9 protein-coding genes, 2 tRNA genes and 4 rRNA genes are annotated in these 18389 nt (G+C 40.8%); 8 read left to right on the forward strand and 7 right to left on the reverse strand.

What is annotated here, in order from left to right; genetic code table 11:
• Window positions 1-500: 500 nt before the first annotated feature.
• From FFJ24_RS15010 to FFJ24_RS15040, 7 genes are all read right to left on the reverse strand, one after another.
• Window positions 501-1367 carry a DUF808 domain-containing protein gene (locus FFJ24_RS15010; RefSeq protein ID WP_138817997.1) on the reverse strand — a complete coding sequence of 289 codons (867 nt, stop codon included), beginning with the start codon at window positions 1365-1367 and terminating at the stop codon, window positions 501-503.
• 942 nt (window positions 1368-2309) lie between these two features.
• Window positions 2310-2421: ribosomal RNA gene (rrf, locus tag FFJ24_RS15015) — 5S ribosomal RNA — on the reverse strand.
• A 190-nt stretch (window positions 2422-2611) separates the two neighbouring features.
• Window positions 2612-2723: ribosomal RNA gene (gene rrf / locus FFJ24_RS15020) — 5S ribosomal RNA — on the reverse strand.
• A 141-nt stretch (window positions 2724-2864) separates the two neighbouring features.
• A 23S ribosomal RNA gene (locus tag FFJ24_RS15025) occupies window positions 2865-5739 on the reverse strand.
• 429 nt (window positions 5740-6168) lie between these two features.
• A tRNA-Ala gene (locus tag FFJ24_RS15030) sits at window positions 6169-6245 on the reverse strand.
• Between the two features lie 82 nt (window positions 6246-6327).
• Window positions 6328-6405 (reverse strand) — tRNA-Ile (locus FFJ24_RS15035).
• Between the two features lie 252 nt (window positions 6406-6657).
• A 16S ribosomal RNA gene (locus FFJ24_RS15040) occupies window positions 6658-8179 on the reverse strand.
• The 16S, 23S and 5S rRNA genes sit together here with 2 tRNA genes alongside, the layout of an rRNA operon.
• A 1054-nt stretch (window positions 8180-9233) precedes the next feature.
• Between FFJ24_RS15040 and FFJ24_RS15045 the strand changes: the two genes are divergently transcribed.
• From FFJ24_RS15045 to FFJ24_RS15080, 8 genes are all read left to right on the forward strand, one after another.
• Window positions 9234-10181 carry an outer membrane protein assembly factor BamD gene (locus FFJ24_RS15045; RefSeq protein WP_138817998.1) on the forward strand — a complete coding sequence of 316 codons (948 nt, stop codon included), beginning with the start codon at window positions 9234-9236 and terminating at the stop codon, window positions 10179-10181.
• 3 nt (window positions 10182-10184) lie between these two features.
• Entirely contained in the window at window positions 10185-10511 is a 327-nt protein-coding gene (locus FFJ24_RS15050) for a DNA-directed RNA polymerase subunit omega (protein WP_090504977.1), read from the forward strand.
• 72 nt (window positions 10512-10583) lie between these two features.
• Entirely contained in the window at window positions 10584-11780 is a 1197-nt protein-coding gene (coaBC, locus tag FFJ24_RS15055) for a bifunctional phosphopantothenoylcysteine decarboxylase/phosphopantothenate--cysteine ligase CoaBC (protein WP_138817999.1), read from the forward strand.
• Window positions 11777-12670 (forward strand): DUF4835 family protein, encoded by an 894-nt coding sequence (locus tag FFJ24_RS15060; RefSeq protein WP_138818000.1) that lies wholly within the window; start codon window positions 11777-11779, stop codon window positions 12668-12670. Before coaBC ends, FFJ24_RS15060 begins: the two co-directional genes overlap by 4 nt.
• Window positions 12671-12818: 148 nt before the next feature.
• A complete protein-coding gene (locus FFJ24_RS15065; RefSeq protein WP_138818001.1) occupies window positions 12819-13937 on the forward strand; it encodes a TlpA disulfide reductase family protein in 1119 nt (372 codons plus the stop codon).
• Window positions 13938-14359: 422 nt separating this feature from the next.
• The gene (locus FFJ24_RS15070) at window positions 14360-14731 is read left to right on the forward strand and encodes a BlaI/MecI/CopY family transcriptional regulator (protein WP_121281962.1); all 372 of its coding nucleotides are present in this window, start codon (window positions 14360-14362) and stop codon (window positions 14729-14731) included.
• Between the two features lie 95 nt (window positions 14732-14826).
• On the forward strand, window positions 14827-16932 hold the full coding sequence (locus FFJ24_RS15075) for a M56 family metallopeptidase (RefSeq protein WP_138818002.1): 2106 nt from the start codon (window positions 14827-14829) through the stop codon (window positions 16930-16932).
• 117 nt (window positions 16933-17049) lie between these two features.
• Window positions 17050-18378: an alpha/beta fold hydrolase gene (locus FFJ24_RS15080; protein ID WP_138818003.1), complete on the forward strand. Its 1329-nt coding sequence runs from the start codon at window positions 17050-17052 to the stop codon at window positions 18376-18378.
• The last annotated feature ends 11 nt before the right edge of the window (window positions 18379-18389 follow it).

Consider the following 18389-nt stretch of genomic DNA (forward strand, 5'->3'; position numbering starts at 1 on the left):
GTAACAATCTTTTTCTCTTCCGCAATATTTATTTTAAAATAAATCCTGCTCTCCTATCTCTATAACACCTTTTCAACTAAAACCCTTCCTCCGAAGCGGGATGCAAAAGTAGGAAAATTCTCTACAACGCCAAAGGTTTTTTACAGAATAGCACAGGCTTTAACGTAAGTTGATGGTTTTCAGCAGGAAAAAGTTTTACTATAGTTAAAACTTTTTGAAGCAAAAGGTGTTTGCGTCTACTTATAAACCTCGCAGGTTTCTAAAAACCTGCGAGGTTTGATCTGAAGACTTCCCAAGTTCCCGGCGCACACGCTTCCTGGAAACTTCGTAAGTTACTCCCCTGCCCCGCCCACCTAAACCCGATTGCAGTGGTAGCTGCAGGCTTCACGCCGGCACTACAAACGGAAAGCGGGAACATGCTGATATAGTAGCACAACAATTGCTTTTCTGAAAAAATAATAAAAAGCTATAAAAGAATGGCTTAATAATTCATTTGGCTATTAGGCCTTAATAACGGCTACAAGTTTTTTGCTCAAATTTAGACCTAGAACTAAAACTAATCCAGCTATTAATCCAAAAGCAAATTCACGGAGAATTGAAGGGAAAGAAGGGAAAATATGATGCATAAAAGCAATATTGTGCGCAAAAATCCCACCTGATACCAATATTAGTGCAACCGTTCCTACAATACTTAAAATTTTAATAATAACAGGCAGCGATTTAACCAGGATTTTTCCGATTGTTGAAAAAATACCTTTATCGCCAGAGGCTTTCACCAAACGGTATCCAGCATCATCCATTCTGACAATAAGCGCCACTATACCATAAACGCCAATGGTTGCCAATAATGCGATAACGGAAACAGTTATGATCTGGATAACAAGCTTTTCATCCAAAACACTGCCTAATGCTATAATGACAATTTCTATCGACAGGATAAAATCAGTAGTTATAGCAGATCTTATTTTTGTCTTTTCTGCTGTCTCGCCTTCTTCGATCACTTCTTTAGCTTCAACATACGAGGGCTTAGGCCGATGGAAAAAATATTCAACAATTTTTTCAACCCCTTCATAAGCCAGATACAAGCCACCCAATACCAAGATTACTTTAATCGCAACCGGAAAAAAAACATTAAGCAGCAACGCGATTGGAACAATGATGATTTTATTCACTAAAGAACCCTTGGTGATTGCCCATAGCACGGGTAATTCCCTTGAAGAAAGGAAACCTGTAGATTTTTCGGCATTTACTGCCAGGTCATCCCCCAAAATACCGGCCGTTTTCTTAGCCGCCACCTTTGCCGTTACAGCAACATCGTCCATTAACGCACCTATATCATCTAAAATTGCAAAAAAACCCGAAGCCATATCTAAATTTATTAATGCTGCAAAATATCAATTCCTTTTTAGATTTAGATAATCACACGCCAAATCTTTTAACCTATACCGTGCATTGAAACTATGCAAGCCGACATTTTTAAAAGCAAATCATACTTATTAACACGGGTTATAACAGTAATAAACTAAAACTGTTGGAAAAAGAAATAAATTATTGATGTTGAAACTGAAAGAGGGGAATTAATATTAGGGAGTTCTATTTATATTAAGGAGTAACTGTATTTTTTTTGGAGCGCAGCAGCATTAACCATTATGTTTGGTTTGGTCCTGCTGTACGTTTCACTCCGCCAATGAAGAATTGGCTCTGTGCTCACTCCCATCAGGGCTATTTAACCCTGGCCAGAAGATAAAAACAGGTAAGATGAAAAACGGATGATGGAATGGCCTCTGCGGAGATCAGCGTGATCTGCGGGAATAAACCATTAACTTTTCTTAACTCCTTAATGGTAAAAAAAACCTCCTAGTTTTGAAGCGCAGTTTCCTGTGCTTGTAGGCTAGGTTCCCTCCTGCTGTACGCTCAATCCTTTTGGGAAACCATTCTAACATAAACAATCATCTTTACCCAAAAGGGATGCTGCTCCCATCAGGGCTATTTAACCCCGGACAGAAGAAAACAGGTAAAATGTAAAATGGGTGATGGAATAGAATCGTCTCTGCGGAGATCAGCGTGATCTGCGGGAACAAACCCTTAACTTTGCTTAACTCTTTAATGTTGAGAAAAAGTTTATGGCTCCCTTTACCATTAAGGGATTAAGGACATTAAGAATAGCGCCCATACCTTAACCCTTCTTCACTCCTTAATGGTGAGAATAATCAAGAACTGTTAATCAAATGGAAGCTAATAATATATTTCAAAAAGCCTTTAAAACGAAGAAAACCCTTCAACATTTCTGCTGAAGGGTTTCTTTTAAGATCTGGCACCGACCTACTCTCCCACGTGTTACCGCAGTACCATCGGCTCTGGTGGGCTTAACTTCTCTGTTCGGAATGGGAAGAGGTGGACACCACCGATATAGGCACCTGAATATTTTTAATTAAGGTTGAAGGAAGGAGGGTTTTAGGGAGGGAGGGTTATACCTTCCGCCTTTCTACCGTCGGCCTTCCAGCCTTAATGTATATCGATTTCAGTATTTCAATTTTGCTGACCTTAAACACAAGGCCTTGTATATAACAAGAAAACCCTTCAACATTTCTGCTAAAGGGTTTCTTTTAAGATCTGGCACCGACCTACTCTCCCACGTGTTACCGCAGTACCATCGGCTCTGGTGGGCTTAACTTCTCTGTTCGGAATGGGAAGAGGTGGACACCACCGATATAGGCACCTGAATGTTTTTAATTAAGGTTAAAGGGAGGAGGGTTTTAGGGTGGGAGGGTATATACCTTCCGCCTTTCTACCTTCGGCCTTCCAGCCTTAAATGACATATTATTGAAAGAAGTTAGTTTGAAGAACAAACAACAGTCTGTTTGCTTTGAAAGCTTCGGATGATTAGTACTACTCGACTGTGCTGTCGCCAGCTTTACATCTGTAGCCTATCAACGTAGTAGTCTGCTACGGTCCTATATGGAATTCTCATCTCGTGGCTAGTTTCGCACTTAGATGCTTTCAGCGCTTATCTATTCCCAGCGTAGCTACTCTGCAATGCCCCTGGCGGAACAACAGATTCACTAGAGGCTGGTCCAACCCGGTCCTCTCGTACTAAGGTCAGCCCCACTCAAAATTCCTACGCCCACAACAGATAGGGACCGAACTGTCTCGCGACGTTCTGAACCCAGCTCGCGTGCCACTTTAATCGGCGAACAGCCGAACCCTTGGGACCTTCTCCAGCCCCAGGATGTGACGAGCCGACATCGAGGTGCCAAACCTCCCCGTCGATATGAGCTCTTGGGGGAGATCAGCCTGTTATCCCCAGCGTACCTTTTATCCTTTGAGCGATGGCCCTTCCATGCAGAACCACCGGATCACTATATCCGTCTTTCGACCCTGATCGACTTGTCTGTCTCACAGTCAAGCAAGCTTATGCTATTGCACTCCGCGTACGGTTACCAAGCGTACTGAGCTTACCTTTGAAAGCCTCCGTTACCTTTTTGGAGGCGACCACCCCAGTCAAACTACCCATCAAACAATGTCTCCCCCTTAGAGGGATTAGACACCGAATACAGAAAGGGTGGTATTTCAACGTTGGCTCCACGACGCCTAGCGACGCCGCTTCAAAGCCTCCCACCTATCCTACACATCCTGTATCCAATGTCAATGTTAAATTGTAGTGAAGGTGCATGGGGTCTTTCCGTCCCGTTGCGGGTACCCGGCGTCTTCACCGGGACCACAATTTCACCGAGCTCATGGCTGAGACAGCGCCCAGATCGTTACACCATTCGTGCAGGTCGGAACTTACCCGACAAGGAATTTCGCTACCTTAGGACCGTTATAGTTACGGCCGCCGTTTACTGGGGCTTCGATTCAATGCTTCTCTTACGATGACATCCCCTCTTAACCTTCCAGCACCGGGCAGGTGTCAGGCCTTATACCTCATCTTTCGATTTTGCAAAGCCATGTGTTTTTGTTAAACAGTCGCCTGGGCCTTTTCACTGCGGCTGACATTACTGCCAGCGCCCCTTCTCCCGAAGTTACAGGGCCATTTTGCCGAGTTCCTTAGCCATGATTCACTCGAGCACCTTAGAATCCTCTTCCCGGATACCTGTGTCGGTTTGCGGTACGGGTTTTTATAACCTGAAGCTTAGCGGTTTTTCTTGGAAGTCTGATTACCTGCACTATCCACTCACCCGAAGGCTTGCGGTACTATCAGCGTTCAGCTAGATCGGCGGATTTGCCTACCGTTCTAATACCTACAGCCTTTAACGATCTATTCCGTCAGATCGCGGCAGTGTCACTACTCCGTCCCCACATCGCAGTTATAAAAAGTACGGGAATATTAACCCGTTGTCCATCGAATTTCCCCTTCGGGTTCTCCTTAGGTCCCGACTAACCCTGATCCGATTAGCGTTGATCAGGAAACCTTATCCTTTCGGTGGGCGGGTTTCTCGCCCGCCTTATCGTTACTTATGCCTACATTTGCTTTTCTATAAGCTCCAGCACCCATTACCAGGTACCTTCGCTGCCGATAGAATGCTCCCCTACCGATATATTTCAATCCCATAGCTTCGGTGTACAGTTTAATGCCCGTTTATTATCCATGCCCGATCGCTCGACTAGTGAGCTGTTACGCACTCTTTAAATGAATGGCTGCTTCCAAGCCAACATCCTAGCTGTCTGTGCAATCGGACCTCGTTAGTTCAACTTAACTGTAACTTGGGGACCTTAGCTGATGGTCTGGGTTCTTTCCCTCTCGGCGCGTGACCTTAGCACCCCGCGCCTCACTGCCGACTATATTATATAGCATTCGGAGTTTGTCTGGATTTGGTAGGATTTGACTCCCCCGCACCCAATCAGTAGCTCTACCTCTATATAACTCAACGTCGACGCTGTTCCTAAAAACATTTCGGGGAGTACGAGCTATTTCCCAGTTTGATTAGCCTTTCACCCCTACCCACAGATCATCCGGAAACTTTTCAACGTTTATCGGTTCGGTCCTCCAGTACGTGTTACCGCACCTTCAACCTGTCCATGGGTAGATCACAAGGTTTCGCGTCTACCTCCTCTGACTATACGCCCTATTCAGACTCGCTTTCGCTTCGGATCCGTGCCTGAAGCACTTAACCTTGCCAGAGAAGAGTAACTCGTAGGCTCATTATGCAAAAGGCACGCCGTCACGCCACCTGGACGCTCCGACCGCTTGTAAGTACACGGTTTCAGGTTCTATTTCACTCCCCTGTTCGGGGTTCTTTTCACCTTTCCCTCACGGTACTGGTTCACTATCGGTCTCTCAGGAGTATTTAGCCTTACCGGATGGTGCCGGCAGATTCCCACAAGGCGTCTCCGACCTCGCGGTACTCAGGATACTGCTAGGCTAGCATTCTATACGTGTACCGGGCTATCACCGTGTATCGCTGGGCTTCCCATCCCATTCCACTTCTGTTTGCTAATGCCATGTTGCAGTCCTACAACCCCCACTTTGCCGTAACAAAGTAGGTTTGGGCTCTTTCCCTTTCGCTCGCCACTACTTAGGAAATCATTGTTATTTTCTCTTCCTCTGCTTACTTAGATGTTTCAGTTCGGCAGGTTTGCTCATTATATGTGACATGTCTTCAACATGCCGGGTTGCCCCATTCGGAAATCTTCGGATCAATTCCTATTTGCAAATACCCGAAGCTTATCGCAGCTTATCACGTCCTTCATCGCCTCTGAGAGCCAAGGCATCCCCCGTGTACTCTTTATTACTTTCTTCTACTCTTGCGCCTTTTGCGCCGCAAGGTATGCTTTTTTGCTCTTGTTATGATGTCTCATTCCCAACGTAAAGTCGGGAGAGCACAAACACAACAGTCGCCTATTGTTGTTTGCTCTTCTTTTTTAACTTCTTCCAATATGTCAAAGAACTTTACTGAGGCTGAAGGCCGAAGGTATAAAGGCGGAGGGTTTCATTGTCCCCAACCTAAGCTTCGTTTCAGCTTCGTTAGTAAAAAACTGCGGTCTCGAACCGTTTCATATTTCGATATTATTATATCTATATATGTGCCCCCTGGCGTTTCTTCTTTTCTTAATCTTTATGTCAATGTATATTATCTATCCCGATAATAAGGTATTTATTCTGTTGTGGTCTATGTACCGGCTTAAAGTTTACCTCTTTGCCTTCTACCTTCTGACCCTCAACCTCAATGGTGGAGAATAACGGAGTCGAACCGTTGACCTCCTGCGTGCAAGGCAGGCGCTCTAGCCAGCTGAGCTAATCCCCCAGAGTATCAGTTTTGAGTTTGGAGTCATTAGTCTGGAGTATTCATAACTCCCAGGCTCTTTTCTCTTTACTCCCAACTTCAATGGTAGTCCCGTCCAGATTTGAACTGGAGACCCCTACATTATCAGTGTAGTGCTCTAACCAGGCTGAGCTACGGGACTTCTTGATTTCAGGTAAGCAATAGTTTGCAGTATATAGTATCTTACCGCTACTGCTTCCTTTGGCTTCCCCTTCTTGTCTCCGTTAAGCTTACCTTTATAGTAGCCCACCGTTTTCTTCTGGGTGTTTCTTTTTTCTCTTGTGCTTTTAAAGTATTTAGTATCCAGTATCAAGACCTTAAGCCTTATACCTTATTACCATATACCTTAATTAGAAATATCATGTTGCGTGGCGAGTAGGTGAGTCTACTCCAGAAAGGAGGTATTCCAGCCGCACCTTCCGGTACGGCTACCTTGTTACGACTTAGCCCCAGTTATCGGTTTTACCCTAGGACGCTCCTTACGGTTACATACTTTAGGTACCCCCAACTTCCATGGCTTGACGGGCGGTGTGTACAAGGCCCGGGAACGTATTCACCGCGTCATTGCTGATACGCGATTACTAGCGAATCCAACTTCATGGGGTCGAGTTGCAGACCCCAATCCGAACTGTGAATGGCTTTGTGAGATTCGCATCATATTGCTATGTAGCTGCCCTCTGTACCATCCATTGTAGCACGTGTGTAGCCCCGGACGTAAGGGCCATGATGACTTGACGTCGTCCCCTCCTTCCTCTCTGTTTGCACAGGCAGTCTGTTTAGAGTCCCCACCATTACATGCTGGCAACTAAACATAGGGGTTGCGCTCGTTGCGGGACTTAACCCAACACCTCACGGCACGAGCTGACGACAGCCATGCAGCACCTAGTTTCGTGTCCTTGCGGACTGATCTATCTCTAAATCATTCACTAACTTTCAAGCCCGGGTAAGGTTCCTCGCGTATCATCGAATTAAACCACATGCTCCTCCGCTTGTGCGGGCCCCCGTCAATTCCTTTGAGTTTCACTCTTGCGAGCGTACTCCCCAGGTGGAACACTTAACGCTTTCGCTTAGCCGCTGACTGTGTATCGCCAACAGCGAGTGTTCATCGTTTAGGGCGTGGACTACCAGGGTATCTAATCCTGTTTGATCCCCACGCTTTCGTGCCTCAGCGTCAATAAGACCATAGTAAGCTGCCTTCGCAATCGGTGTTCTGAGACATATCTATGCATTTCACCGCTACTTGTCTCATTCCGCCTACCTCTAGTCCATTCAAGCCCATCAGTATCAAGGGCACTGCGATAGTTGAGCTACCGTCTTTCACCCCTGACTTAACAGGCCGCCTACGCACCCTTTAAACCCAATAAATCCGGATAACGCTTGGATCCTCCGTATTACCGCGGCTGCTGGCACGGAGTTAGCCGATCCTTATTCTTCCGGTACATTCAGCTCTCTACTCGTAAAGAGGTTTATTCCCGGATAAAAGCAGTTTACAACCCATAGGGCAGTCTTCCTGCACGCGGCATGGCTGGTTCAGAGTTGCCTCCATTGACCAATATTCCTTACTGCTGCCTCCCGTAGGAGTCTGGTCCGTGTCTCAGTACCAGTGTGGGGGGTCATCCTCTCAGATCCCCTAGTCATCGTCGCCTTGGTGGGCCGTTACCCCGCCAACTAGCTAATGACACGCATGCCCATCTTTATCCTATAAATATTTGAACATTGGATAATGCTATCCTGTGTTTTTATGCGGTGTTAATCCGGATTTCTCCGGGCTATCCCCCTGATAAAGGTAGGTTGCATACGCGTTACGCACCCGTGCGCCACTTTCTCTTCCAGCAAGCTGGAAAATATCGTTCGACTTGCATGTATTAGGCCTGCCGCTAGCGTTCATCCTGAGCCAGGATCAAACTCTCCATTGTAAAATGTGTTGTAAGATGCTGACCAGTTTTAACTATTGTTAAAAATAGTCTTCTTTTTTTATGTTGTCTGTTAGACAACACCTTTAAAATAAAGCTACGTAATCATGTACTTTGATCGGTACTCCATTACCTCGCTACGCTACATTGACATCTCTTTTAAGAACTTATTGACCTGGTAAACCTCACGGCCGGTCATTTATATATCTTCAAAATTCAGTTCGTTCAAGTCGTGTTCGTCTTAAACGTGTTTCCATTTGTTTCAATCTTTTTTCTATCTTTCCGGCATCCGCCGTTCCGATTTTTTTTACCCTTCCTTTCGGTTGGGAGTGCAAAGGTAAGGAACTTTTTTAAACTTGCAAATAAAATAAATTTTATTTTTTTTTTAAGCCTTCTTCTTTCCTTGTTTGCTTTTCAATATACCAGACTTAACTGGCTTTCCGTTCTTCCGAACCGGGCTGCAAAGGTAACAATCTTTTTCTCTCCCGCAATATTTATTTTAAAATAAATCCTGCTCTCCTCTCTCTCTATAACACCTTTTCAACTAAAACCCTTCCTCCGAAGCGGGATGCAAAAGTAAGAAAAATATTGTTCCTTCCAAAGGGTTTTTGTGGAATAGTGCAGGCTTTGACGTAAGTGAATGGTTTTCAGCAGGAAAAAAATTACTATAGTTAAAACTTTTTGAAGCAAAAGGTGTTTGTTCTCACTTATAAACCTATCAGGTTTTTTGAAATCTGCGATCTGAAGACTTATGAGTTCCTGGCGCACACGCCACCTGGAAACTTTATAAGTACCCTCCTGCCCCCGCCCACCTAAACCCGATTGCAGTGGTAGCTGCAGGCTTCACGCTAGCACTACAAACGGAAAGCGGGAACATGCTGATATAGTAGCACAACAACTGCTTTGCTGAAAAAAATGAGTATACTATATAGTATATAATCGAGCCTTATATATATGTTAAAAATTGTTAACTGTTATATTCTACTGAATTGCTTTGCATAGCTTAGCGGCGAATTGTTTTTATTGATGTTATCGTATTATTAATTATCTTTGCAGAATGTTTAAAGTTAAACACTTAATTATTTTATTATTTATTGCCGCTTTGGGTATTGCGGGTTGTAAAAGTCGTTTCGAGAAATTGAGAGCGAGCAATGACGTTGCAAAAAAATACCAGGAGGCGCTTCGTTTGTATAATAAACGCGATTACAGTAAGGCCTTAGTGCTTTTTGAGGATCTTTCTCAAAAATATCGTGGCCGTGCAGAAGCTGAGGATCTGAACTATTATTATGCTTATACATTATATAGATTAAGTGATTACACCACTGCGAGATACCAGTTTAAAAGTTTTGCGGATACCTACCCAGCAAGCAAGAATGCAGAAGAAGCGAGATACATGGGTGCTTATTGCTATTACTTAGAATCTCCAAGCTTCTCTTTAGATCAGGAAAATACCTATAAAGCTATTGATGCGCTACAATTATTTATCAACTTATACCCTACCAGCGATCGTGCTGCAGCTGCAGGCAAATATATTGCTGTACTAAGGGGCAAGCTGGAGGATAAAGCATTTGAAAATGCTAAAATGTATTTAACTACAGGCCCTAGTAATGTAGATAATTACAGAGCGGCTGTTATTGCCTTAAAAAATGCACAAAGAGACTACCCAGATATTAAATATGCTGAGGAAATGGATTTCCTGATGATTAAAGCGCAATATTTATACGCAAAAAATAGTTATGTCATCCGCCAGGAAGACCGGTATAATGAGGCACTTGCCTTATATACGGAGTTTACTGAAAACCACCCGGATAGTAAATTTGCTAAAGATGCAAAGGCGCTTAAGAGTGATGTTGAAGCAGGAATTGTGGCTACCAAGCAAGAATTGGCCTTATATGCTGCCGATCAGGAAAAATACAAGCAGATGCTGATCAGAACCGGTAAATTAAAAGATACCGTTTCTGCAAAACCAACTAATGCAGATAATACGAATATTAAAAACAAGTAATAGATGAATACTAACAAACCTGCTGTACCAAATACTACAGTAACCAGAAACGTACACGATTTAGATAAAACTACTGATAACTTATACGAATCATTAGTGGTAATTGCTAAAAGGGCAAATCAGATCTCGAATAACGTTAAAGAAGAGTTACACGGTAAATTGGCAGAATTTGCTTCCAGCAACGATAATTTGGAAGAAATTTTCGAAAACCGCGAGCAGATTGAGATCAGCAAGCACTATGAGCGTATGCCGAAGCCTGTTTTGGTTGCTATTGATGAATTTTTGAACGAAAAAGTTTATCACAGAAATCCTGCTAAAGAACAAAAGTAACTGGTATAGAGCAATGAGCATGGCGCAATTTTGTAAGCATATCAATGCTCTAAGCTCCATGCCCTGTACCCTATGCTAGAAAATAAAAATATAATCCTTGGCGTTTGCGGCAGCATCGCAGCATATAAGTCGGCATTTTTGGTTCGGCTGCTTATAAAAGCTGGTGCAAACGTAAAGGTTATTCTTACCCCTGATGGTGCTAATTTCATTACACCACTCACCCTTGCTACGCTTTCTAAAAACCCGGTTTATACGCAATATTTCGAAGAAGAAACAGGCGTATGGAGTAATCACGTTGAGTTAGGCCTGTGGGCTGATCTTATCATTATCGCTCCCATAAGTGCTAATACCTTAGCCAAACTAGCAACAGGAATCTGTGATAATTTATTAACTGCGGTTTACCTTTCGGCCAAATGTCCGGTTTATCTAGCCCCGGCTATGGATCTGGATATGTGGAAACACGAAACCACCCGAAGCAATATTGAACGTGTTATTGGTTTTGGGAATACCGTTATTGCTCCTGCCAATGGTGAACTGGCCAGCGGGCTCTGGGGCGAGGGCCGAATGGCTGAACCCGAAGAAATTGTTTCTTTCCTGGATAATGCCATTAAAAAATCGATGCCTCTATACGGCAAAAAGGTAATGGTTACCGCTGGTCCTACTTATGAGGCTATAGATCCTGTGCGTTTTATAGGCAACCATTCCTCAGGAAAGATGGGTTTTGTGATAGCCGATGAGTTGGCCAAACTAGGTGCAGATGTTACCCTAATTGCCGGACCAACCGCACAAAAAGCGGCACAAAGTTTAAAAAGGATTGATGTGGTAAGTGCTCAGGATATGTTCAATGCCTGTTCATCGATATTCCCTGATACCGATATTACCGTAATGTGTGCGGCAGTAGCCGATTATCGCCCCAAGCAGGTTGCCACCCAAAAAATTAAAAAACAGGATAGCGGATTGGTTCTGGAACTGGAAAAAACAACGGATATACTCGCTTCTTTAGGTGCGGCAAAAAAAACACACCAGGTTTTGGTTGGTTTTGCTTTAGAAACCAATGACGAAGAGAATTACGCAAAAGGCAAACTCGAGAAGAAAAATCTTGACCTGGTTGTTCTAAATTCTTTGAATGATACGGGCGCAGGTTTTAAATCAGATACCAATAAAATTACTATTTTTAACAAAGCTTTAGAACGGACTATTTTTGATATGAAATCGAAAACAGAAGTTGCCAAAGATATTTGTACTGCCATTTTAAAAATTGCGAAATGATAAAAAAGATTGTTTGGATACTGGTATTGGTTGGTTTTGGGAAGCTGCAGGCGCAGGAGTTAAATGCAAGGGTAACTTTGCTGGCTCCCCAGGTTTCGAACATTAGCAAACCAACTTTAGATGCTTTGCAAAAAACAATCCGCGATTTTTTAAACAATAATAAATTCAGTAATGAAAGTTATAAACCTCAGGAACGTATAGACTGTAGTTTTATCATCACCATCAATTCATGGGATGGTGGCTCTGGATATACTGCCGAAGCACAGATTCAAAGCAGTCGCCCTGTTTTTAACAGCTCTTACAATAGCACTTTGTTAAATATGAGCGATAAGAATTTCGATTTTAATTTCAACGATGGGGCCACAATCGACTTCTCTGATCAAAATTACATTTCCAATATCAGTGCCCTCCTCACCTACTATGCTTATACCATCATCGGTATGGATAAAGATAGTTTTAGCAAAATGGGCGGAACTCCTTTTTACAAAAAAGCACAGAATATTATTAACCTTGCACAGGCTTCCGGCAATACCGGCTGGAGGGCAGCCGATGGCTTACGTAACCGCTTTTGGTTCAACGAAAATGTTTTAAACCCCATTTTTGCCGAGCTCCGCAATTTCATTTACAGCTATCATTTAAGTGGCCTGGATCAGCTAACCGACAATGATAAAGGCTTAACGCAGATTGTTGCCGCACTACCTGCACTGCAACAAATGGATAAGCAGAAACTGGGCTCTATTTTCCCTAATGTTTACTTTGCCACTAAAGCCGAAGAAGTAACCAATGTACTTTCTAAACTCAATGGACAAGAGCGCATGAAAGCCTATAATATGCTGGCAGAAATCGATCCGGCAAATATTGGTAAGTACGAGGGACTGAAGAAGAATTAATATTGTTGGTCAATAGTTTGATAGCTCATGGTTTATAGCTTAGCAATTGATTATTAAATCGGTTAATTATATATCAAGCCCATCAGTCAACCAGTTTCAACAGTTAACTGCTATATGGCGTTGTGTAGCTAAAATATAGTTTCTAAAAATGATGAAAAGATTTTTATTAATTACAATTTGTCTTTTACCATTAAGCTTGCTGGCACAATCTTCATTTACCATTAAGGGCTTTGGCAAAGCTTATAAAAATGGCGATAAGATATTTTTAACTTATCGGCAAGGTGATCAACTTATTGAAGATTCTACTTTGGTAAACAAAGGTTCCTTCGAGTTTAGAGGGAATTTTAAAACTAAAGTAAGAGGCTACATTTGCCGAAATGACAATCCCCGATTTGCATCCGAACTATTTGATTCATTTGATATTTACATTGAAGCAGGACAGATTACGCTGAATTCTCCAGATACTTTAAACAATTCCATTATTTCTGGAACTCCATTAAATAATGATTATGCTAAACTTCACGCCGCTTTAAAATCCCTTAAAGAAAAAAAAATAAAAGATCCCGGTAAACTTAGTGCAGAAGAACTAAAGGATACGGCTTTGGTAAACCTAATCAAAGCTAAAGCTCAGACTGCATATTACGAAACATTTCCTATCCAGTTTAGCTTTGTAGATAAACATCCGAATTCCTATGTAAGTTTATTGACTTTAAGTCAAATAGCACGCACCAGTAAATATCTGCCACGCGTAGCGAAAAGTTTTGCAAAATTATCTATCGAACTTAAAGAAATGCCAGAAGGCAAAAAAATAGCAAAAGATATTTTGGAGGGCAAAAAAATTTCTATAGGCATGATGGCAAAAGACTTTATCCAAAATGATATAAATGGTAATCCGGTCAGACTTTCAACTTATCAGAACAAATATGTCCTTGTCGATTTTTGGGCTTCCTGGTGCCAACCTTGTCGAGAAGAAAATCCAAATGTTTTAGCTGTTTATCATCAGTACAAAGAAAAAAACTTTACGGTCCTCAGCGTATCGATCGACGTATTGGCGAATAAAGCAAACTGGTTAAACGCCATTAAAGAAGATCAGTTACCCTGGATGCAGGTGTCTGATCTTAAAAAAGAAAACGAAGCGGCTAAACTTTATGGCGTTACTTCCATACCATCGAATGTACTTATTGATCCTAGCGGAAGAATAATTGCAAAAGATATCAAGGGAAAAGAACTACGCGATAAAATGGCTGAATTATTAGGTGCTAAGTAATTGTATTGAGACGGGTTAACTGGTTAATTATCTGAATTGGTTAATTGTATATCATGCCCATTAGTTAACCAATTAAACAGTAAGTAGTTTCTCTGTTTGTGATGATTAATTTTAGAAAAGCAATTTCAGCTTTTCAATTAAAGCCAGTCCTGCTTTCGTTCATACGCCTGCAGGCCTTAAACGCAGGCAGGTATCCACATCAATTAGGTTTAATAACTTCGGTTAGTTTTTCATATTAGGGAGTTTCCTTTCTAAAGCCTGATTTTATACAACATTTTTCCCTACCCAGCGTCTTATATCACAGTTAAGCAATAACCAGTTTCAATAATTAACCGATAAAGCTAAAAATTTGTTAAAATATTTTGATATTACGAATATCTTCGTACATTTGAATACGAAATAATTCGTACAACTTGTAACATATGACTAATCATAACATCAAACCAACAGAAGGTGAAATGGAAATCCTCCAGGTGCTTTGGCAAAAGGGGAATGCAACGGTAAGAGAAGTTCATGAAGCATTAAATAAAAAAGACTCCGGGTATACCACCACCTTAAAACTGATGCAGATTCTGCATGAGAAAGGAATGGTAGAAAGAGATACCAACCAAAAAACACATATTTATAAAGCGCTTGTTAGTCAGGATAAAACTGAAAAGCAATTGGTAAACAAAATGATCGATAACGTATTTAACGGATCGGCAGCGAGGTTGGTGATGCAGGCTTTGGGTAACCACAGTGCAAGTGCAGAAGAAATTGACGAAATAAAAAAATATTTAGATAGCCTGAAGTAAGGCTATTGTTGAAGGTTGAAAGGTGTAGGGTTCAGATCCCTAATAAGCAGTAAAATTTTCGGGTTGTCCCCGCATAAAAAATTAAAACCACCGTTATGGAAACTTTATTACAACAGTTTATCAAAGCTTTTGGCTGGAGTATTTTAAACTCACTCTGGCAAAGCGCCATTATTTATGGCATCCTGTTTATCGTCATGCTCAGCATTCCGAAACTGGCGGCAAAATATAAGCACAACCTTGCTTTTGGTGCGATCATGTTAATGTTTATTGGCTTCAGCTACAATATCATCCACCAGTTAACATTGAATATAAATGATCATGCCCCCGCAATCAGCCCTCAAAATATTCAGGTTTACCAATATTTCAATAACCTGCCACCAAGTTTTAGCAGTAAGGCAGAGCAATATTTTCCTATTGTAGTCATATTTTATGCTATCGGTATTGTGCTTCAGTTATTCGTTATTATTAAAGGCTATGGTCAGCTTTCAAAATTGAAAAAAGAAAGTTTAAGTACCATTCCAGACAGTTGGAAAACTATTTTCGAGCAAGTAACTACCCGCCTTAAAATTAATAAAGTTATCCGGTTCCACCTCTCATCTATTGTTAACGTGCCTTTGGTGATCGGTTATTTGAAACCTGTGGTATTATTTCCACTGGCCCTGGTAAGCCAATTAGATAACGATCAGGTAGAAGCGATATTAATCCATGAGTTATCGCATATCAGAAGAAATGATTTCCTATTGAACCTCATTAAAACAGCCATAGAAACATTATTATTCTATAATCCATTTGTATGGATGGCTGGTAGATTTATACATATTGAACGTGAGCATGCCTGCGATGATCTGGTATTAAAAATTACCGGAAAACCATTGAATTATGCCCACGCCCTGCTTAAACTCGAATTATTAAAAGATAAAAACAGTCCGGCTTATGCACTGGCAGCAACAGGCCAGACCCAGAATTTGTATCAACGCATTAAAAGAATAACCAACATGAAAACAAATTATTTAAACGCCAAACAACAAATGGCAGCCTTAACTTTAGGGGTAGCTTGCTTGTTTTCTATTGCCTGGATCAATCCAACAGAAAAGAAAAAAGAAAACAAAATACAACCTAAACAGGAAATTTTAAGCGTACGGTCTGCGAACGGAACCATAAGCCACCTGATCTGTACCGATACTACCAAAAAGCGTAAAATCAAAATTATTACCATTGATGCAAATGGCAACAAAAAAGAGTACAATTCTCTTAAAGAAATGCCTGATAGCCTAAGAAAAGATTTTTACAGGGACGAACTTTTTGGCGGCAACGGAATATACAGGATCAATCTTGACAGTTCATTTAAATTTAGATTAAACGATTCTCTTCTAAATAAAAAACTTTATAAAGAGTATAACTCACCAGAAGCACAGGCCAAATGGAAAAAATTTGGCGAAGATATGGCCAAACAATACAGCTCTCCTGAGGCACAAGCTAAATGGAAAAAATTTGGCGAAGATGTAGCCAAACAATACAGCTCACCAGAAGCACAGGCTAAATGGAAAAAATTTGGCGAAGATATTGCCAAACAATACAATTCACCAGAAGCACAGGCTAAATGGAGAAAATTCAGCGAAGAGATGCAAAAGAAAATGAATTCTCCGGAGGCTCAGGCAAAATGGAAAAAATTTGGCGAAGATATGGCTGCAAAAATCAATACACCAGAGTTTAGAGCCCAGTTGGATAACATTAGAATGCAGGTATTGAAATCAGGTGATATGGTTAATTTATCAGGCCTAACCAACTTACAATCTGATTCTATATTTAAAGGAAATAGAAACACACTTACCGGCCCAGATGGAACAGTATTCTTTTACAACGACAACAATAACACCAACAGCAAAGTAAAACAGACTGAAGAATATAAAAAGCTGAAAGAAAAATTCGATAGCGAGGTGAAGGAACTGAAAGAGAAAATGGAGAAAAAAGAAAAAATTGATGGTGGCAACAAAAGTTCACAGATCAGTCCTGCTGTAATGCTTTACAACAATAAAAATTTTTCAGATCCAGCTAAAATATTGAAAATCGAGAATGCGGTAGTAACCTATAAAAAAGCTGATTTTAAAATTGCAGATCAGTTGGCATTAAAAAGTTTTCTAAAAACTGATAACCCAATTGCCATTGCAAATAACAACACCATCAGCATTTCGATTAAATAAAACAACACACAACCAAACAGATTAAGGAACAGCGGAGAAAATTCTCCGCTGTTTTTGTTTGATAAATTTCGACTTAATTTAATTTGTACCTTCGCCAGCCTTTAAAATTACTTTATTATGCGCTCCATTAAGTTTAACATCATTGTCCTTTTAACCATTCTGAGTTTAACTACTTTTGCCCAAACAAAAGTGGTTTCTAACTCATATAGCTTTGGTATTATTTTAAAAATCGAAAAATTTGCAGGCAGGGATTTTCGATATTCATTGGAATTAAAATCGACAGATACAGACTCACTGAAAAACATCGTGATTAAAGTCCAACAGGTTATTAACGATGACGAATGGCTTGATGTTAATTTAGCGAAAGACGTGACCAAAGATACCGTATGGCATTCTTTAAAAATCAGCAGTAAAATAAATCCAAGGGCTAAAGAAATATGGCTCTATGCCAATTTTGAAGGTAATGGGAACTTTTTCGTGGATAATTTAAAGTTCGAAATTAAAACTGAAAGTGGAGATTGGGAAAAGTTTCCTATAAAAAACGCAGATTTTGAAAATAATGAAAATAATCCATTAAAAGATTTTCGAACCAATGCAAATATACCAGACGGTAGCACTATTGGTTTACGAAACAGAACAGATTCAATTGGCGGAAAAGCATTATTGATTAAAACAACAAAAGCTTCAGTGATTTTTAAAACCAACTACGGTGCCAATAAACGCATTGGAAAATATTGCAATATCAATGGAATAAAAATCTATTACGAAACTTACGGTACCGGCGAACCTTTATTATTGTTGCATGGAAATGGACAGTCGATTGTAGATTTTAACAAACAGATACCCGAATTAGCCAGATATTATCGTGTTATTGCCGTTGATACCCGTGCACAGGGAAAGAGTATTGATAATGATTCTTCTAAATTAAGTTACGATATTTTTGCTTCTGACATGAAGGCTCTTTTAGATTCCCTGAACCTTAAAAAAGTAAATGTTTTAGGATGGAGTGATGGAGGAAATACAGGATTGATCATGGCCATTAAATATCCAGATTACGTTGGAAAGTTGGTTGTAATGGGTGCGAATCTAAATCCAACAGAAAATGCAGTTGAAAAAAGCATGCTAAATCAATTAAAAAAAGATCTAAAAAAGCTTCAGCAAAAACAAGATACAGAATCAAAGCAAATGACAAGATTGCTTTTGATGTTATCCACAGAACCCAACATCAATGTTGAAGACTTGCATACAATCAGTGCGAAAACATTGGTACTGGCCGGAGAAAAGGATGTAATTAAAGCTGAACATACCAGGCTTATTGCCAGCAACATCAGCGGCTCACAGCTAATTATTTTCAAGAAGCAAACGCACATGGTACCTAACGAAAATCCTCTGCTTTTTAATGAAACTGTACTTAATTTTTTAAAACAGGAAGATGTAAAGAATTAATGAAATTTGTT

It is taken from the genome of Pedobacter sp. KBS0701 (assembly GCF_005938645.2).
In the GTDB taxonomy this organism is placed as follows: Bacteria; Bacteroidota; Bacteroidia; order Sphingobacteriales; family Sphingobacteriaceae; genus Pedobacter.